The organism is Streptomyces sp. NPDC004788 (genome assembly GCF_053601115.1).
Genome location: NZ_JBSGBF010000003.1, coordinates 51,896 through 69,766, shown reverse-complemented (window position 1 = coordinate 69,766; position 17,871 = coordinate 51,896). Strand labels below are relative to the sequence as shown.

The 17,871-nt window shown below is 71.8% G+C and carries 15 protein-coding genes and 1 pseudogene; 10 read left to right on the top strand and 6 right to left on the bottom strand.

The features are described from left to right. Positions 1-58 precede the first annotated feature (58 nt). The gene (locus ACWEJX_RS02395) at positions 59-1,489 is read left to right on the top strand and encodes a glycosyltransferase family 39 protein (RefSeq protein WP_451605695.1); all 1,431 of its coding nucleotides are present in this window, start codon (positions 59-61) and stop codon (positions 1,487-1,489) included. Further along, the gene (locus ACWEJX_RS02390) at positions 1,486-2,964 is read left to right on the top strand and encodes a glycosyltransferase family 39 protein (RefSeq protein WP_451605694.1); all 1,479 of its coding nucleotides are present in this window, start codon (positions 1,486-1,488) and stop codon (positions 2,962-2,964) included. Before ACWEJX_RS02395 ends, ACWEJX_RS02390 begins: the two co-directional genes overlap by 4 nt. Here the strand turns inward: ACWEJX_RS02390 and ACWEJX_RS02385 are convergent. Next, positions 2,958-3,947: a hypothetical protein gene (locus tag ACWEJX_RS02385; RefSeq protein WP_451605693.1), complete on the bottom strand. Its 990-nt coding sequence runs from the start codon at positions 3,945-3,947 to the stop codon at positions 2,958-2,960. The two genes, ACWEJX_RS02390 and ACWEJX_RS02385, sit on opposite strands and share 7 nt — an antisense overlap. Before the next feature lie 56 nt (positions 3,948-4,003). Between ACWEJX_RS02385 and ACWEJX_RS02380 the strand changes: the two genes are divergently transcribed. Further along, positions 4,004-5,626: an ABC-F family ATP-binding cassette domain-containing protein gene (locus ACWEJX_RS02380; protein ID WP_451605692.1), complete on the top strand. Its 1,623-nt coding sequence runs from the start codon at positions 4,004-4,006 to the stop codon at positions 5,624-5,626. Between the two features lie 132 nt (positions 5,627-5,758). Here ACWEJX_RS02380 and ACWEJX_RS02375 read toward each other — a convergent pair. Continuing rightward, positions 5,759-6,558, bottom strand: a pseudogene (locus ACWEJX_RS02375) (alcohol dehydrogenase catalytic domain-containing protein). Positions 6,559-6,679: 121 nt separating this feature from the next. On the opposite strand from ACWEJX_RS02375, the gene ACWEJX_RS02370 reads away from it, so the two are divergent. The 4 genes from ACWEJX_RS02370 to glmM all read left to right on the top strand — a co-directional run bounded on the left by ACWEJX_RS02370 (position 6,680) and on the right by glmM (position 9,862). Then, on the top strand, positions 6,680-7,087 hold the full coding sequence (locus ACWEJX_RS02370) for a winged helix-turn-helix transcriptional regulator (RefSeq protein WP_451605691.1): 408 nt from the start codon (positions 6,680-6,682) through the stop codon (positions 7,085-7,087). 204 nt (positions 7,088-7,291) lie between these two features. Further along, positions 7,292-7,735 carry a 50S ribosomal protein L13 gene (gene rplM / locus ACWEJX_RS02365; RefSeq protein ID WP_451605690.1) on the top strand — a complete coding sequence of 148 codons (444 nt, stop codon included), beginning with the start codon at positions 7,292-7,294 and terminating at the stop codon, positions 7,733-7,735. 42 nt (positions 7,736-7,777) lie between these two features. Next, entirely contained in the window at positions 7,778-8,290 is a 513-nt protein-coding gene (gene rpsI, locus ACWEJX_RS02360) for a 30S ribosomal protein S9 (protein WP_403795494.1), read from the top strand. A 213-nt stretch (positions 8,291-8,503) separates the two neighbouring features. Beyond that, positions 8,504-9,862 carry a phosphoglucosamine mutase gene (gene glmM / locus ACWEJX_RS02355; protein ID WP_451605689.1) on the top strand — a complete coding sequence of 453 codons (1,359 nt, stop codon included), beginning with the start codon at positions 8,504-8,506 and terminating at the stop codon, positions 9,860-9,862. 72 nt (positions 9,863-9,934) lie between these two features. Here the strand turns inward: glmM and ACWEJX_RS02350 are convergent, their stop codons facing one another. The 4 genes from ACWEJX_RS02350 to ACWEJX_RS02335 form a co-directional block, all read right to left on the bottom strand. Continuing rightward, positions 9,935-10,894: a DUF389 domain-containing protein gene (locus ACWEJX_RS02350; RefSeq protein WP_451605688.1), complete on the bottom strand. Its 960-nt coding sequence runs from the start codon at positions 10,892-10,894 to the stop codon at positions 9,935-9,937. Between the two features lie 69 nt (positions 10,895-10,963). Then, positions 10,964-11,968, bottom strand: a complete 1,005-nt coding sequence (gene coaA / locus ACWEJX_RS02345; protein ID WP_451605687.1) for a type I pantothenate kinase — start codon at positions 11,966-11,968, stop codon at positions 10,964-10,966. Between the two features lie 59 nt (positions 11,969-12,027). Then, positions 12,028-13,092, bottom strand: a complete 1,065-nt coding sequence (locus tag ACWEJX_RS02340; RefSeq protein WP_451605686.1) for an acyltransferase family protein — start codon at positions 13,090-13,092, stop codon at positions 12,028-12,030. A gap of 332 nt (positions 13,093-13,424) precedes the next feature. Continuing rightward, on the bottom strand, positions 13,425-14,507 hold the full coding sequence (locus ACWEJX_RS02335; protein ID WP_451605685.1) for an acyltransferase family protein: 1,083 nt from the start codon (positions 14,505-14,507) through the stop codon (positions 13,425-13,427). 352 nt (positions 14,508-14,859) lie between these two features. On the opposite strand from ACWEJX_RS02335, the gene ACWEJX_RS02330 reads away from it, so the two are divergent. The 3 genes from ACWEJX_RS02330 to ACWEJX_RS02320 all read left to right on the top strand — a co-directional run bounded on the left by ACWEJX_RS02330 (position 14,860) and on the right by ACWEJX_RS02320 (position 17,871). After that, positions 14,860-15,540, top strand: coding sequence for a hypothetical protein (locus ACWEJX_RS02330; protein ID WP_451605684.1), 681 nt, complete (start codon positions 14,860-14,862; stop codon positions 15,538-15,540). A gap of 53 nt (positions 15,541-15,593) precedes the next feature. Next, a complete protein-coding gene (gene glmS, locus ACWEJX_RS02325; RefSeq protein ID WP_451605683.1) occupies positions 15,594-17,441 on the top strand; it encodes a glutamine--fructose-6-phosphate transaminase (isomerizing) in 1,848 nt (615 codons plus the stop codon). 61 nt (positions 17,442-17,502) lie between these two features. After that, complete coding sequence (locus ACWEJX_RS02320) at positions 17,503-17,871, top strand: holo-ACP synthase (protein ID WP_451605682.1); 369 nt, start codon at positions 17,503-17,505, stop codon at positions 17,869-17,871.

The following is a 17,871-nucleotide window of genomic DNA, read 5'->3' as shown; positions in this document are numbered from 1 at the left end:
CCCTCGGCGCACCTGGGCCGCCCGGGGGATCCTGCTCGGCATCCTGCTCCTGCAGGCCGTGCTCTCGTTCCGCCTGGAGAACACGGCGTACTCCGACGAGGCCCTCTACATCACCGCCGGCCACCTGGAGCTCGCCCACCTGCTGCACGGCACTCCGGTGCTGACCGACTACGCGAGCTACTTCTCCGGCTCGCCGACCCTGTACCCCCTCGTGGCCGGCCTGGCCGACGCCTGGCTCGGCCTGACCGGCGCCCGGCTGCTCAGCCTGGCGTGCATGCTCGGCGCCACGACCCTCCTCTACGGGACAACCCGGAGGCTGTTCAACGAGCGGGCCGCGCTCGCCGCCGCCGCACTGTTCGCCGTGACCCAGTCGACGGTCGTCCTCGGCTGGTTCGCCACCTACGACGCGCCCGCGATCCTCCTGCTCGCCCTCGCGGCCTGGATCCTCGTACGGACCGATCGGGCGCACCCGGCACTCGCGGCCCTGGCCGCGCCGGTCGCTGTGCTCGCCGCCGGAACGAAGTACGCCGCCGCGCTGTACCTGCCGACCCTGATCGTGCTCGCCGTGCTGATCGCCTGGCCGCATCGCGGCCGGGCGAGCCTGTGGCGCGCCGCGGCGTTCGGCCTGACCGTCGCCGGGCTGCTCGCGGCCGCGCTGTACGGGACCGACGTCATGGCGGGCGTGCGGATGACCACCACGGCGCGCGCGCACGGCAACGAAGAGGCACTCGACCTGCTGCAGAAGTCGGCGATCTGGTCCGGACTGCTGTTCCTGACCGCGTGCGGTGGCGCCGTCGCGTACGCCCGGCGCGGCCGCATGAACGAGTCCCCGGCGACCCGCGGGCTGCCCGTCCCGGGCCGGAGCTGGCGCGTGCTGCTCGGCCTGCTCCTGTGCGGCACGGCCCTGCTCGCCCCGGCCTACCAGATCCACCTTCACACGTCCGTCGCGCTCTACAAGCACCTCGGCTTCGGCCTGCTCTTCGCCGCGCCGTTGGCCGGTGTCGGGCTGACCCGGCTCGTCGGCGCCCACTTCCGGCATCCACAGCTCGCCTGCGCCCTGTGGGTCGTGATGCTGTGCCTGGGAATGGGTCAGTCGGTGGAACGATTCGCCAGCTGGCCGGACTCCAGCCGGCTCACCGCCTCGCTCCGGCAGTACATCACCCCGGGCGAGGGCCGGTACCTCGCATCGCTGCCCAACGTGCCCGTGTACTACCTGCGGGACATCACCGACCACACGCACTGGACCTCGCTCTACTGGATCGGCTACCAGGACGCCGACGGCGCCGTGCACCACGACGACGACGGCTACCGCACGGCCATCGCGGACGGCTGGTTCGACCTGATCGTGCTCGACGGGGTCACCGTCCCGCAGAAGGACAAGGTCATCGCCGCGGCCCTGAAGGACAGTGACAAGTACCGCCTCCTCGGCACCCTGCCGTTCCGGCTGGGCGAAGGTCAGGGCACCTATCGGATCTGGGTGAGACGATGACCGCGCCGACCGCGGGGAGCCCCCGGCGCGGGCCGCTCCTGACTTTCCTGACGCCCACGGTCGTCGCACTGGTGTCCGTCCTCACCCGCCTCGGGAACCGCCAGCTGTGGTTCGACGAGTACGCCACCTGGTGGGCGTCCTCCTTGCCGTCCGCCGCCTTCGACCGGCTCACCGAGCACGTCGACATCGTGTTCGTGCCGTACTACACCTTCATGCACGGGTGGATGTGGCTCGTCGGCAGCTCCACCGCCGCGCTGCGGCTGCCCGAGGCACTGGCCATGACGGCCTCGGCCGGACTGGTCGCGCTCGTCGGCCGCCGGCTGTTCACCGCGCGCGTCGGGGTGGTGGCCGGGCTGCTCTTCGCCCTGCTCCCGACCGTCGCCCGGTACGGCCAGGAGGCCCGCCCGTACGCCTTCGCGATGTTCTTCTCGCTGCTCGCCACCGTGCTGCTGCTCCGTGCCCTGGAGCGGCCCACGCTGCGGGTCTGGGCGGGCTACGCGCTCGCCGTCGCGCTGACCGGGTTCAGCCACCTGGTCGCGCTGAGCGTGCTCGCGGCCCACGTCGTGGTGGTGCTGCGGGCCAGACGGTCCGGCGACCCCGTCGCGCACTGGGCCTTCGCCTGCGCCACGGTCATGGGGACCTCCGTGGTCCTCCCCATGGCGTACCGGAGCACCGGCCAGAGCGGCCAGATCGCCTGGAACGACGTCTCCAGGCGTGACCTGCTCTGGTACGCGTCGGACCTGTTCGGGAACTGGACCATCGCCACGATCGTGCTCGGGCTCGCCGTCCTCGGACTGTGGGCGGCCGGCCGTCCCGGCGCCGCCGCGCTGGCGGCCTGGGCCCTGGTGCCGCCGGTGGTGACCGCCGCGACCGGCGAGTGGCTGCACCTCTTCCTGCCCCGCTATCTGCTCTTCACGATCCCGGCGTGGGCGCTCCTCGCGGCGGTCGGCGCGGTCCGGGCCGTGGGCCTGCTGGCCGCCGTCGGCCGCGGCGCCCTCTGGCGCCGGACGCGCGCCGCCCTCCTGGTGGCCGCCGCGGTGGCCTGCTTCCTTGTGCTGACCCTGCCCGCCCTGCGCGGCGTCCGCCAGGACATCCCCACCGAGCCCGACTACGCGGGCGCGGCCCGGCTGGTGAAGGCCGGACAGCGCCCCGGTGACGGCATCGTCTTCCACCGGAGCTTCAACTCACGGCTCGCCATGGCGTACCAGCTGCGCGAGGGCGCCCGGCCCGAGGACATCCTCATGAAGCGGGCGCCGCAGCAGACCGGCTGGTTCTGGGCGCATGAGTACCAGAAGCCCAGCGGGCGCCTGTCCGGCTCCGACCGTCTCTGGTTCGTCTCACCGGGCGACGACGAGGACCCGTACGCCTACATGCCCGAGCCGAAGGAGAGGGCACTCAAGGACGGCTACACGGTGGCCCGCACCGAGCATCTCCGGCACATGACCGTCCAGCTCCTCGAACGCCGGCCTCACTGACCGGGCGCCCCGGCCGCCGCGGCTGCCTGGCTGCGGCCGCGGGCGTAGATCTGGTTGAAGGCGAAGGTGCCCAGGTCGTCGCTGGCCTTGAAGACGGCCTGGTCGCCGGTGGTGACCTTCTTGCCGTTGAGGAAGCCGGCCTGGGTGAGGTACACGTACCGGCCGATCGAGTTGGTGCGGCGTAGACAGACCGTGGCGTGGCAGAAGTCGCCGACGCCCGCGCCGGTCAGCGGGGCGATGCCGCCGCTGGCCTGCTTCTTCGCCTTGAGGGCCTGTTCGTCGGTGGGGAAGACGGCGACGCCGACGGTGACGGCGACGCCGTCCTTCACGTACGTGGCGCGCAGCACGCGCGTGCAGCCGTTGCCGGTGAGGACCGAGCCGAGGCCGCCCTGGGTGACCGCCGCGCAGTTGGTGGTGGAGGCGGTCGCGCCCTTGGCGTAGGCGCGGCCGCTCATGGTCAGCTTCTTGCCCGGGAACAGGCCCTCGGCGCTCAGCGGAGCCTTGTCCTTCTTCGCGTCGGAGATGTAGTCGCGCGGGTTCGGCGGCGGCAGCGGGGCGACCGAGGAGAACGACGGGGCCGGGGTGGCGGAGTCCGAGGGGACGGCCGGGCCGGTCGCCGTCGGGCCGCCGTTCTTCGCCTCGTCGTTGCTCTTGTTCGTGGCGACGATCGCGGTCGCGACGACCGCGCCGACTACGAGCGCGCCGACCACGCCGCCGCCGATCACCAGCCAGCGCCTGCGCTGGTCACGGGCGGCGGAGGCGTCGGCGAGGGCGCCCCAGTCGGGGGTCGGACCGCCGGCCTGCGGGGCCTGCGCGCCGGGGAACGGGTTCGGCTGCTGAGGCTGCCACTGCTGCTGCCCGTACTGCTGCTGCCCGTACTGCGGCTGCTGCGGCTGCTGCGGCTGCTGTCCGTACGGCTGCTGTCCCTGACCCTGCGCCTGCCCCTGGCCCTGCTGCGGCCACTGCGGTCCCCCGAAGCTCATGCGCGGCATCCTAATCCGGTTGGGCGACAGCGGTGCGGGCGGCGACAATGCCCCGCATGGGACATGTCGAGGCCGCACATCTGGAGTACTACCTGCCGGACGGGAGGGTCCTGCTCGGGGACGTCTCCTTCCGGGTCGGCGAGGGCAACGTCGTCGCCCTGGTCGGCGCCAACGGCGCCGGCAAGACGACCCTGCTCAGGCTGGTCTCCGGCGAGCTCCAGCCGCACGGCGGCACCGTCACCGTCAGCGGCGGCCTCGGCGTCATGCCGCAGTTCGTCGGCTCCGTGCGCGACGAGTCCACCGTCCGCGACCTGCTGGTCTCGGTGGCGCCCGCCCGCATCCGCACCGCCGCGAAGGCCGTCGACGAGGCCGAGCACCGCATCATGACGGTCGACGACGAGGCCGCGCAGATGGCGTACGCGCAGGCCCTCAGCGACTGGGCCGAGGTCCAGGGGTACGAGTTCGAGACCCTCTGGGACATGTGCACGACGGCCGCGATGGGCGTGCCGTACGACAAGGCGCAGTTCCGGCAGGTGCGCACGCTCAGCGGCGGCGAGCAGAAGCGGCTCGTCCTGGAGTACCTGCTGCGCGGCAACGACGAGGTGCTGCTCCTCGACGAGCCGGACAACTATCTGGACGTCCCCGGCAAGCGCTGGCTGGAGGAGCGGCTGCGGGAGACCCGCAAGACCGTGCTCTTCATCTCCCACGACCGCGAGCTGCTCTCCCGCGCCGCCCAGAAGATCGTGGCCGTCGAGCCCGGCCCGGCCGGCTCCGACGTGTGGGTGCACGGCGGCGGCTTCGACACCTTCCACGAAGCGCGGCGGGAGCGCTTCGCCCGCTTCGAGGAGCTGAAGCGGCGCTGGGAGGAGAAGCACGCGCAGCTGAAGAAGCTCGTGATCAACCTGCGGCAGGCCGCCGCGGTCAGCCACGAGATGGCCTCGCGGTACGCGGCCGCGCAGACCCGGCTGAAGAAGTTCGAGGAGGCCGGCCCGCCGCCGGAGCCGCCGCGCGAGCAGGACATCCGGATGCGGCTGCGCGGCGGCCGCACCGGCGTGCGGGCCGTGACGGTCGAGAACCTGGAGCTCACCGGCCTGATGAAGCCGTTCTCGCTGGAGATCTTCTACGGCGAGCGGGTCGCCGTCCTCGGCTCGAACGGCTCCGGCAAGTCCCACTTCCTGCGGCTCCTCGCGGGCGACGAGTCGGTCGCCCACACGGGTACGTGGAAGCTGGGCGCCCGGGTCGTCCCCGGCCACTTCGCCCAGACCCACGCCCACCCCGAGCTCCAGGGCCGCCCGCTCGTCGACATCCTGTGGACCGAGCACGCCAAGGACCGCGGGGCGGCGATGTCGATGCTGCGCCGCTACGAGCTGGAGCGCCAGGGCGACCAGCCCTTCGACAAGCTCTCCGGCGGCCAGCAGGCCCGCTTCCAGATCCTCCTCCTCGAGCTGGCGGGCACCACCGCCCTGCTCCTCGACGAGCCCACCGACAACCTGGACCTGGAGTCCGCGGAGGCCCTCCAGGACGGCCTGGAGTCCTACGAGGGCACGGTGCTGGCCGTCACCCACGACCGCTGGTTCGCCCGGTCCTTCGACCGCTACCTGGTCTTCGGGTCGGACGGGGTCGTGCGGGAGACGAGCGAGCCGGTGTGGGACGAGCGGAGGGTGGAGCGGGCGCGCTGAGCCGGGGCGGATTTTGGATCCGGCATCCGAGATGTTGGATCCGGGATCCGACATCCCGGCGTGCTGCGGATCCAGGATCTTGGATCCGAAATCCGCACTCCAACAACTGGGATCCCGGCTCCTGGATCCGGCCTACGGAACCAGCACCACGCGGCCCCGCAGGCCCCCCTTCGCCAGGCGGCGGTGCGCCTCCGGCGCTTCCGCGAGCCGCAGGGTGGCCGCGACGCGCGGCGTCAGGGCGCCCGCGTCCGCCAGGGACACGAGGCGGGTGAGGTCGGCGGTGTCGGCGCGGACCCAGACCGGCAGGACGCGGATGCCGCGCAGGGGGTACGGGGCGCCGCCCGCGACCAGGGCGGCGAAGACGCCGCCCGAGCGCGCTCGTCGTCGCCGGGGCGGGCGGCCGCCACGACGCGTAGGCCGCGCGCGGCGGCCAGCTGCACGGCGTAGCCCCCGACCGCGCCCGCCGCGCCCGTGACGAGCAGGGTCTCGCCGGCCGGGAGGTCGAGCGCGTCCAGGGCCTGGAGGGCGGTGAGACCGGCCAGCGGCAGGGTCGCGGCGGCCGCCGGTGCGAGCGAGACGGGCGCCGGGGCCACCGCGTGGGCGTCCAGGACCACGTACTCGGCGTGGGTGCCGAGCTCCACGTCGAGCCGGTCGTTCATCCCGACGACCCGGTCGCCGGGCCGCACACCGCCGACGCCCGGCCCTGTCGCCTCCACGACGCCGGCCACGTCCCAGCCGAGCCCCGTCCGGCCCGTCCCGGCCATCAGGCCCGCCTCCGCCAGGACGCCGGAGCGGGTGGCGAGGTCGACGGGGTGGACGGTCGCGGCTTCGACCCGGATCAGCACCTGGCCGGGGCCGGCGGCGGGGACGGGGACCTCGGCGATCCGCAGGACCTCGGGGCCGCCGAAGGAGTCGATGACGAGAGCGCGCATGGCGTGAGGTTCCTTCCGTGAAGGCGTGGGGGAGAGGGGGCTACGGAACGAACCTAGGGAGCGCTACTCTCCGTCGGGAAGTGCGTACCCGGAAGTGCGTACCGCACCGGAAGGAGCGCCCATGGCCACCCGCACCGCCGCCGAACGCCGCGAGGACGCCCGCCGCGCCTACGACGCGTACCTCGCCGACTGCCCCGCCCGCCGGCTCCTCGACCGCATCTCCGACAAGTGGGTCACCCTCCTCCTCTCCGCCCTCGCCGACGGCCCCCACCGCTACAGCGACCTGGGCCGCAAGGTCGCCGGCGTCAGCCAGAAGATGCTCACGCAGACCTTGCGGGGTCTGGAGCGGGATGGTCTGGTGGTGCGTACGGTGACCGCGTCCGTGCCCGTCCGGGTGGATTACGAGCTGTCGGAGCTGGGCGCGTCGTTGCTTCCGGTGGTGCGGGCGATCAAGGAGTGGGCGGACACCCATATCGAGGAGGTGGCCTCGGCCCGGGAGGCGTACGACCGCGGCGCCGACGCGTTTTGACCCGCTCGGGGGAGCCCGGGTACGCTTCTGCTTTGTTATGCGTATTGGCTTCGTCGTTCTCACGCGATGGGCCGTTGCGCAGGTTCCCTGGAGCAGTTACCAGTGGCTTGCATACGGGCAGTGATCCCGGCAGTGTAGGCCCCAGCTGCATGATCGCTTCAGGTGTGTCTGGACTCCATCCACTGAAGAAGCGAAGGCTACGAAGTGCGTACGTACAGCCCCAAGCCCGGCGATGTCACTCGCCAGTGGCACATCATCGACGCGCAGGACATCGTCCTGGGCCGTCTGGCGACGACGGCTGCGAACCTCCTGCGAGGCAAGCACAAGCCCGTCTACGCCCCCCACATGGACATGGGTGACTTCGTCGTCATCATCAACGCCGACAAGGTGCACCTGTCCGGCAACAAGCGGACCCAGAAGATGGCCTACCGCCACTCCGGCTACCCGGGTGGTCTGCGCTCCGTCCGCTACGACGAGCTGCTGGACAAGAACCCCGAGAAGGCCGTCGAGAAGGCCATCAAGGGCATGCTCCCCAAGAACACCCTGGGCCGTCAGATGCTCTCGAAGCTGAAGGTCTACGCGGGCGAGAACCACCCGCACGCTGCCCAGCAGCCGGTCCCGTTCGAGATCACCCAGGTCGCGCAGTAGTTCCGGCCACCCCCTAAGAACGAAAGAAATCTGAGGAGCATCGTGGCCGAGACCACCCCCGAGACCCCCGTCGACGAGTTCGAGGGCGTCGAGGAGTACACCACCGAGACCGAGATCGTCGAGGGTGACTACACCTCCGAGTCCCTCGCCTCCCGCTTCGGCGACCCGCAGCCGGCCGCCGGCCTGGGCCGTCGCAAGAACGCCATCGCCCGCGTCCGGATCGTTCCGGGCACCGGCAAGTGGAAGATCAACGGTCGCACCCTCGAGGACTACTTCCCGAACAAGGTGCACCAGCAGGAAGTCAACGAGCCCTTCAAGGTGCTCGAGCTCGACGACCGCTACGACGTCATCGCCCGCATCGCCGGTGGCGGCGTGTCCGGCCAGGCCGGCGCCCTGCGCCTCGGCGTGGCCCGCGCCCTCAACGAGGCCGACGTCGAGAACAACCGCGGCCCGCTGAAGAAGGCCGGCTTCCTCTCCCGCGACGACCGTGCGGTCGAGCGCAAGAAGGCCGGTCTCAAGAAGGCCCGCAAGGCCCCGCAGTACAGCAAGCGCTAATCGCCTGCTGGCCTGCCAGGCCTGCTTGGCTTGGTCCGTACGCCCCGGCGGCACTCCCGTGCTGCCGGGGCGTACGGCTTTTTCACTTCTTGCTTTCATAATCTGGGCACAACCCTGCGCGCGCTGCCGAGCGAAAACGGGCATGAGCCGTTCAGAGACGTTCGGCGCGTCGTTCAGGGCAACGCATTTTCGGAGCACTTTCGGAGGACAGCTGTGGGACGACTCTTCGGCACGGACGGGGTGCGGGGCGTGGCCAACGCCGACCTGACGGCGGAGCTGGCGCTCGGCCTGTCGGTCGCGGCCGCGCACGTGCTGGCCGAGGCGGGCACGTTCGAGGGCCATCGGCCGACCGCCGTGGTGGGGCGCGACCCGCGCGCCTCGGGAGAGTTCCTGGAGGCGGCCGTCGTGGCCGGCCTCGCCAGCGCGGGCGTCGACGTGCTGCGCGTCGGCGTGCTGCCCACGCCGGCCGTGGCGTATCTCACCGGCGCGCTCGGCGCCGACCTCGGCGTGATGCTGTCGGCCTCGCACAACGCCATGCCCGACAACGGGATCAAGTTCTTCGCCCGCGGCGGCCACAAGCTCGCCGACGAGCTGGAGGACCGCATCGAGGCCGTGTACGAGGAGCACCGCACCGGCGCCCCCTGGGACCGTCCCACCGGCGCGGGCGTCGGCCGGGTGCGTGACTACGACGAGGGCTTCGACAAGTACGTCGCCCACCTCGTCGCCGTACTCCCGAACCGGCTCGACGGCCTGAAGATCGTCCTCGACGAGGCCCACGGCGCCGCCGCCCGCGTCTCGCCCGAGGCGTTCTCCCGGGCCGGCGCCACCGTCGTCACCATCGGCGCCGAGCCGGACGGCCTCAACATCAACGACGGCTGCGGCTCCACCCACCTCGACCTGCTCAAGGCCGCCGTGGTCGAGCACCAGGCCGACCTCGGCATCGCCCACGACGGCGACGCCGACCGCTGCCTGGCCGTCGACCACACGGGTGCGGAGATCGACGGCGACCAGATCCTCGCCGTGCTCGCGCTCGCCATGCGCGAGGCCGGCACGCTGCGCGGCGACACCGTCGTCGCCACGGTCATGTCGAACCTCGGCTTCAAACTCGCCATGGAGCGCGAGGGCCTCCAGCTCGTCCAGACCGCGGTCGGCGACCGCTACGTCCTGGAGGCGATGAAGGAGCACGGCTACGCCCTCGGCGGCGAGCAGTCCGGCCACGTCATCGTGCTCGACCACGCCACCACCGGCGACGGCACCCTGACCGGTCTGATGCTCGCGGCCCGGGTCGTCGCCACCGGAAAGTCCCTCGCCGAGCTCGCCGGCGTGATGGAGCGGCTGCCGCAGGTCCTCGTCAACGTGCCGGACGTCGACAAGGCCCGCGTGAACACCTCCGCCGAACTGGCCCACGCCGTCGACGACGCCGAGCGCGAGCTGGGCACCACCGGCCGCGTACTGCTGCGTCCGTCGGGCACCGAGCCGCTGGTGCGGGTCATGGTGGAGGCGGCGGACATCGAGCAGGCCCGGTCGGTGGCGGGACGGCTCGCGGACGCCGTGAAGTCGGCGCTCGGCTAGTCCGTATGACGGCCTGTCGGCCCCCGTCCCGCCTCCTTTTCCATAGGGGCGGGACGGGGGCCGACGCGCGTCTCACGCCTTGCCGTTGCCCTTGCCTTTGCGGGTCCACTGACCGCGCTGCGTCCGCCACAGCAGCACCTGCCCGTACAGGGTGACGGTGCCGGCCAGGATGATGCCGGTGAGGTTGAGGAACAACTGCTCGACCGAGCCCCACATCTGGGCGTACTGGCCGTAGCTCAGCGCGACGGCGGCGTTCGCGCCCGCCGGGACCGTCGTCACGGAGATCGCGACGCCGATCAGCGCCCCCGACTTCGTCGAGGTGAGCGAGAGGGTGCCGGCCGCGCCCGCCAGCAGGGCGACGACGAAGGAGAACGGGTCCGGCTTCCAGATGAAGCTGGTGTTGGCGCGCGGCGCGTCGAGCTGCTCGATGCTGAACAGGCCGAGCGCGTCCATCCCCAGGCTGAACACGGTCGTCGCGATGATCGCCGCCGCGAAGCCGACGACCAGCGCGTACGAGGAACGCAGCACCAGCTTGGGGGCGCGCCGCACGATCCCGGTGCAGATGCCGGCGAGCGGACCGAACTCCGGTCCTACGGCCATCGCGCCCACGATCAGGATCGCGTTGTCGAGCACGACACCGCAGGCCGCGATCATCGTCGCCAGGATCATGAAGGCGCTGTACGTGATGGTGAGCGTCGACTCCTCGTGGGTGGCGTCGGTCAGCTGCTCCCAGATCACCGCGTCGGCGGCCTCGCCCGGGGCCTCCTCCTCGGCGGCGGTGGCGCGGGTCGACAGCGACAGGTCGATGTTCTCGACGGCGATCGAGCCGTCCTGATCGATCCTCAGCTCCCGCAGCCCGCGCAGGAGTTCCTGCCCGGCCTCGCGGGCCACGTCGCACATCACGACGTCCCCGGCCGGGTCGCGGGCCGCGCCCGGCACCACCACCAGGTGGGTGGTGCCGACGGTCCGCTCGATGAGCCCGACTGCCGAATCCGTACGGTCCGGCGGCACGATCAGTCGCAGGTGCAGCATCCTCAGAGCTTACGGAGACCAGGGCCCATGGCGGGTCAGAGTCTGCGGAGACCCAGGGCCCACGACGGATCAGAGCTTGCGGAGGCTCAGCCGCTGCACCTTGTGGTCCGGGCCCTTGCGTACGACGAGCGTCGCCCGTCCGCGGGTCGGGGCCACGTTCTCCAGGAGGTTGACCTTGTTGATGGTGCGCCACATCGTGCGGGCGTAGTCCAGGGCCTCCTCCTCGGAGACCTGGGTCCAGCGCCGGAAGTACGAGGACGGGTCCTGGAACGCGGTCTGGCGCAGCTTGCGGAAGCGGTTGAGGTACCACTGCTCGATGTCCTCGGCGCGCGCGTCCACGTACACGGAGAAGTCGAAGTAGTCCGCGAGACCGACCCGGGTCCGGCCGTCCTTGCCGGGCAGCGCGGGCTGCAGCACGTTGAGGCCCTCGACGATGAGGATGTCGGGGCGGCGCACGACGAGCTTCTCGTCGGGGACCCGGTCGTAGATCAGGTGCGAGTAGACCGGCGCGGAGACCTCCTCCTTGCCCGCCTTGACGTCCGCGACGAAGCGGGTCAGCGCCCGCCGGTCGTACGACTCGGGGAAGCCCTTGCGGGACATCAGCCCGCGTGCCTTCAGCTCCTCCATCGGGTACAGGAACCCGTCGGTGGTGATCCGCTCCACCCGCGGGTGCTCGGGCCAGCGCGCGAGCAGCGCCTCCAGGAGCCGGGCGACGGTCGACTTGCCGACGGCGACGGAGCCGGCCACCCCTATGACGAACGGGGTGCCGCGCTGCTCGGCCCGCTCGCCGAGGAAGGTGTTGAGCGCCCCGCGCAGCCCGCTGGTGGCCTGCACGTACAGGTTGAGCAGCCGGGACAGCGGCAGATAGATGTCCCGCACCTCGTCGAGGTCGATGACGTCCCCGAGCCCGCGCAGCCGCTCCACCTCGTCCGCGGTGAGCGGCAGCGGCGTCTTGTCCCGCAGCGCGCTCCACTCCGCCCGTGTGAGGTCGACGTACGGCGTCGGCTCGGCGACCCGGCGCCCTGTGGCACCGTTCCCGTTTCCCTTGGGGCTTCGTGGCGGCGAATCGATCACCCGCCCATTGTCGTGGGTGCGGGACGCGAGCGGGGGGTGGGGTGGGTCACTCGGCGGTGTCAGGCCGCCGTGCGGGCGGGCAGCAGCTTCCGGAGCCGCCGCTCGGCCGGCTTCTCCACGAACTCGTGCAGCATCGCGGCGACGACGAGGGCCGCGACGGCCGCGCCGGCCATCTCCACGAGGTCCCGGCGCAGGCCGGGGTCCGGGCCGTAGCCGAGGTGTTCGACGACCTTGAGGACCACCGCGTGGCACAGGTAGTACGCGAAGGACCACTCGCCGAGCTTCACCAGGGGCCGGGAGCGCAGCAGGGAGCGCCTGCCGTGCACGTCGCCCACCGCGGCGGTCGCGATCAGGAGCGCGAACACCGGCATGAGGACGACGTCGAAGAAGCCGATCGCGCCCTGGAAGGGATGCAGGAGGTCCGGCTGCCGCAGCCACAGCCAGCACAGGAGAATCGTTCCGGCGGTGAGGGTGGCCGCCACCCCGGTGCCGAACGGGGGCCGCCATCCGCGCCGGACCAGGAGTCCCGTGCAGATGCCGAGGGCGAACATCGGCGTCAGGGCGAGCGGCGAGGAGTAGACCAGCCGCTCCACCTCGGCCGGCCGGTCGAGCAGCTCGGAGACCACCCGGGTGCTCGCGGTGGTCGCCACGCACAGCGCGGCGAGCACGCCGATCGTGGCGGACGAGCGCCGCAGCAGCAGCCGGAGGAGCAGGGGGAACGCGAGGTAGAAGAAGGCCTCCACGGACAGCGTCCAGGTGACGATGTTCATCGTCAGGAAGTGGTCCATGGTCCAGGCCTGGCCGAAAGTCAGCGTCCAGACGATGTCGGCCCCGGAGACCGGAACGTGCCACCACCACTTCATCAGAGTCACCGTCGCGGCCGTGGTGACGGCGAGCAGCGGCCAGATGCGGGCGAAGCGGCGCCAGTAGTAATTCAGCGGGGTGTCCGAAGGGCGGGCCACCCAGGTCATGACGAAGCCGGACAGAACAAAGAAGAACGGGACGCCCTCATAGCCGATATCGGCGAGATCGAAGGCGCCTTCCGATTCCTTGAAGTAGGTGCGGGCGTGGAACAGGAAGACGCCGAACGCGGCGAACCAGCGAAGTCCGGTCAGTGAGTCCACGCGGGTCCCGCCCAGCGGCATCGCCCAGGGCGCCTCGCGTGACCAGCGGACGACCGCCCCGGTCGGCGGCGTCCGCCGCGGTATGCCCTGCGCGGGCGCGACGGAATGACTCGTTGTTGCGGAAATGATGCCCCACCCCTTGGGAGATCCGGTGACCGGCGGAAAGGGGAATCGGCTGCTCCGGCGAAGGGGAGTGCCGTCCGGCTCCCACCCCATGACGCGCGTGGAAAGAATGGCTTGCCCGGCCGGGAACGTATCACGAGCTTTGAGTGCCCTGTGAGGCGTCCATGAGGCGGCTGAGATTTGTCACATCCGTGAAAACGGCCGGTTATTCACTTCCGCGTCGCCGCGGACCGGAGTCCCGGGGAGCGCAGTCGGCGTTCGGCCGGCTTCTCGACGTACTCGTGGAGGAGGGCCGCCAGCACGAGCGTGGGCAGCAGGACCAGGGTCATCGAGAGGGCGTCGGCGCGCAGGCCGGGGCCCGGGCCGAGGCCCAGGTGGCGGAAGATCCGCAGCATCACCAGATGGCAGATGTAGAAGGCGAAGGACCACTCGCCGAGCTTCACCAGCGGCCGGGAGCGCAGCAGGGAGCGGCCGCCGGTGGTGTCGGCGCGAACGTCATGCAGCGCCGCCGTCGTGATGAGCAGGGCGAAGGACGGCATCAGCAGGGCGTCGAGCATGCCCGGACCCGGAGTGACGCCCGGGACGGTGTCGGGGTGGCACAGCCAGAGCCAGCCGAGGAGCAGGGAGGCGGCGGTCAGGGCGAGGGCGGCGCCGGAGCCGCAGGGCGGGCGGTGGCCGCGGCGGACGAGCAGGGACGCGCACATGCCCAGGACGAACATCGGAGTCAGCGAGAGCGGTGAGGAGGTGACCAGGCGGGCCACCTCGGTCGGCAGTCCGAGGCCCAGGGCGACCGCGCGCGTCGCCGCCGTGGCCGCCACCGTCAGGGCGGCGAGCAGGCCGAGCTGTGCGGAGGAGCGGCGTGCGAGGAGCCGGTGGAGCAGCGGGAAGGCCAGGTAGAAGAAGGCCTCCACGGACAGCGTCCACGTCACGATGTTGAGGCTGTAGAAGTGGTCCAGGCTCCAGGCCTGGGTGAGGGTGAGCGTCCAGACGACGTCCGCCGCCGAGACCGGCAGTCCCAGCCACCACTTCTCCAGGACCGCGAAGACCAGCGTCGTCACCGCGAGCAGTGGCCAGATCCGGGCGAAGCGGCGCCGGTAGAAGCGGGCCGGGGTGTCCTCGGGGCGGGCGACCCAGGTCATGACGAAGCCGGAGAGGACGAAGAAGAACACCACGCCCTCGTAGCCCGTCGTCATCAGCCGCGCCAGTGCCGGGGCCTCCTTGACGTAGCCGTAGGAGTGGAAGAGGAACACCCCGAAGGCCGCGAACCAGCGCAGCCCGGTGAGGGAGTCCACCCGGGTCGCGCCGGGCAGGGGTGTGCGGCGGGACCTCGTAGGACGTGCCGTTTCGGAGGCGGTGGCGGGGGTGGCGGGGGTGGCGAGGGTGGTGACGGCGGCGGAAGAAGAGATGGCCGGATCCCTGGGTCGTACGGACGCATGGCAAAGGTCCGACGGTAGGCGGCTGCGGGGAAGGCGCCGGGAAGGCCCTGGGAAGGGTCGGTGAAGGGCCGGTGCACGTGTGGGGAGGGCGGTGCGGGCGCGGAGGGCGGGGGAGGGAGCTTTGCGATCGGGTACCGCGTGGGCATGACAGGCAGGGCGCGCATAGGCTGCGCACGGAATGCCGCGTTCCCGAGCCGAAAGACGAGACATGCGCCGCCCCACCCCGCTCCGCCGTACCGCCGCCGCCGCGTCCGCCGCCGTCACGCTGGCGCTGGTGCTGACCGCCTGTGGCGGTGACGACCAGCCGAGGGAGGACAGCGGGAAGGCCGACGTCGCCGCGTCCGCCGCCGCGAAGCCGGACGTACGGGCGCTGCCCGCCGTCGCCCTCGACAAGCTGGCCGTCGGCCCGGCGGACCTCAGGGGCTACCGGGTGACGAAGGTCGAGGGCGCCGACGTCGTCAACGTCGGCGACGTCAGCTCCGACAAGCCGGCCTGCGGGCCGCTGGCCGAGGCGCTGGCCGGGGCGGCGCCCGGCACGCCGGCGGCCACCGCGCACCGCAGGGCGGAGAAGGGCGGGGCGCGGACGGACGTGGCGCTCGGGTCGTACGACGGGGAGGGGGCGCAGCGGGCGTTCGAGGCGGTCAAGGCCGCGGGCACCGCCTGCGCCCAGGGCTTCCGTCTGACCTCGACCGTCAGGACCGAGGACATCACCGAGCTCGTGCCGAAGCCCGTCACCGCCGGTGACGAGGCCCTCGCCTGGACGGTCGCCGGCAAGAAGGGCGGCGCCGGCGCCCTCGTCGTCTTCCGGAAGGGCAACAGCCTCGTCGCCGTCACGGCCGACCGGCTGCCCACCGCCGTGGCCGACGCGCAGGCGGCCAAGCTGCGCTGAGTGCGGCCGGGTCAGTCCGGCCGGTGGGCCGGGTTCCGCCGTAGGCTGCCGCCATGTGCGGAATCGTGGGTTACGTCGGCGGACAGTCGGCGCTCGATGTGGTGATCGCGGGCCTGAAGCGGCTCGAGTACCGCGGCTACGACTCGGCCGGAGTCGCGGTGCTCTCCGACGGCGGCCTCGCCGCGGCCAAGAAGGCCGGAAAGCTCGTCAATCTGGAGAAGGAGCTGGTGGAGCGGCCGCTGTCGAGCGGCTCCACCGGCATCGGACACACCCGGTGGGCCACGCACGGCGGCCCCACCGACAGCAACGCGCACCCGCACCTCGACAACGCGGGCCGCGTCGCCGTCGTCCACAACGGCATCATCGAGAACTTCGCCACCCTCAGGGCCGAACTGGCCGAGCGCGGCCACGAGCTGCTGTCCGAGACCGACACCGAGGTCGTGGCCCATCTGCTCGCCGAGGAGTTCAGTTCCGTCGGCGACCTCGCCGAGGCCATGCGGCTGGTGTGCAAGCGGCTCGACGGCGCCTTCACCCTGGTCGCCGTCCACGCCGACCAGCCGGACGTCGTCGTCGGCGCCCGCCGTAACTCCCCGCTCGTCGTCGGGGTCGGCGAGGGCGAGAACTTCCTCGCCTCCGACGTCTCCGCCTTCATCGCCCACACCCGTTCGGCGATCGAGCTCGGCCAGGACCAGGTCGTCGAGCTCACCCGCGACGGCGTCACCGTCACGGATTTCGACGGCGCCCCCGCCGACGTACGGGCCTTCCACATCGACTGGGACGCCTCCGCCGCCGAGAAGGGCGGCTACGCCTCCTTCATGCTCAAGGAGATCGCCGAGCAGCCGAAGGCCGTCGCCGACACCCTCCTCGGCCGGATCGACGCCGAAGGACGCCTCCGCCTCGACGAGGTCCGCATCCCCGACCGCGTGCTCCGCGAGGCCGACAAGATCGTCATCATCGCGTGCGGCACCGCCTTCCACGCCGGACTCATCGCCAAGTACGCGATCGAGCACTGGACCCGGATCCCCTGTGAGGTGGAGCTGGCCAGCGAGTTCCGCTACCGCGACCCGATCCTCGGGCAGCGCACCCTCGTCGTCGCGATCTCCCAGTCCGGCGAGACGATGGACACCCTGATGGCGCTGCGGCACGCCCGCGAGCAGGGCGCCAAGGTCCTCGCCGTCTGCAACACCAACGGGTCGACGATTCCGCGGGAGTCGGACGCCGTGCTCTACACGCACGCCGGCCCCGAGGTCGCCGTCGCGTCCACCAAGGCCTTCCTGACGCAGCTCGTCGCCTGCTACCTGCTCGCGCTCTACCTCGGCCAGGTGCGCGGCACCCAGTGGGGCGACGAGATCCACGCCGTCATCCGCGAGCTCGCACGGAGCGCCGACGGGGTCGAGCGGGTCCTGGCGACCATGGAGCCCGTGCGCGCGCTCGCCCGCTCGCTCGCCCACAAGGACACGGTCCTCTTCCTCGGCCGGCACGTCGGCTACCCCGTGGCCCTCGAAGGCGCGCTCAAACTCAAGGAACTCGCCTACATGCACGCGGAGGGCTTCGCCGCCGGCGAGCTCAAGCACGGGCCGATCGCGCTCGTCGAGGAGGACCTGCCGGTCGTCGTCGTGGTGCCCTCGCCGCGCGGCCGGGCCGTCCTCCACGACAAGATCGTCTCCAATATCCAGGAGATCAGGGCCAGGGGCGCGCGCACGATCGTCATCGCGGAGGAGGGCGACGAGGCCGTCGTCCCGTACGCCGACCACCTCATCCGCATCCCCGTGACGCCCACGCTGCTCCAGCCGCTGGTCGCCACCGTGCCCCTCCAGGTCTTCGCCTGCGAACTGGCCACGGCCCGGGGCAACGAGGTCGACCAGCCGCGCAACCTGGCCAAGTCCGTGACGGTGGAGTGAGTGGGCGCGTGAGCAGCGAGCGAGTGGCGTGTGAGTGGCGAGTGAGTGAGGTAGTGGGCGGATGATCATCGGGGTGGGGATCGACGTGGCGGAGATCGACCGCTTCGTCGCGTCGCTCGAACGCACACCGGGGCTCGTCCAGCGCCTCTTCGTCGAGCGCGAGCTGCTCCTGCCGAGCGGCGAGCGGCGCGGCCCGGCCTCCCTCGCGGTGCGGTTCGCCGCGAAGGAGGCGCTGGCCAAGGCCCTCGGCGCACCCGGGAACCTGCACTGGACGGACGCCGAGGTGTACGTCGAGGACAGCGGGCAGCCACGGCTACGGGTCCGCGGCACCGTCGCGGCCCGCGCCGCCGAACTGGGCGTACGGCACTGGCACGTGTCCCTCAGCCACGACGCGGGAGTGGCGTCGGCGGTGGTGATCGCGGAGGGCTGA

Coding starts and splice junctions, on each gene's coding strand:
- ACWEJX_RS02390 (WP_451605694.1), top strand. CDS start 1,486: ATGACCGCGCCGACCGCGGGGAGCCCCCGGCGCGGGCCGCTCCTGACT.
- ACWEJX_RS02385 (WP_451605693.1), bottom strand. CDS start 3,947: ATGAGCTTCGGGGGACCGCAGTGGCCGCAGCAGGGCCAGGGGCAGGCG.
- ACWEJX_RS02380 (WP_451605692.1), top strand. CDS start 4,004: ATGGGACATGTCGAGGCCGCACATCTGGAGTACTACCTGCCGGACGGG.
- ACWEJX_RS02370 (WP_451605691.1), top strand. CDS start 6,680: ATGGCCACCCGCACCGCCGCCGAACGCCGCGAGGACGCCCGCCGCGCC.
- ACWEJX_RS02350 (WP_451605688.1), bottom strand. CDS start 10,894: ATGCTGCACCTGCGACTGATCGTGCCGCCGGACCGTACGGATTCGGCA.
- ACWEJX_RS02330 (WP_451605684.1), top strand. CDS start 14,860: ATGCGCCGCCCCACCCCGCTCCGCCGTACCGCCGCCGCCGCGTCCGCC.
- glmS (WP_451605683.1), top strand. CDS start 15,594: ATGTGCGGAATCGTGGGTTACGTCGGCGGACAGTCGGCGCTCGATGTG.
- ACWEJX_RS02320 (WP_451605682.1), top strand. CDS start 17,503: ATGATCATCGGGGTGGGGATCGACGTGGCGGAGATCGACCGCTTCGTC.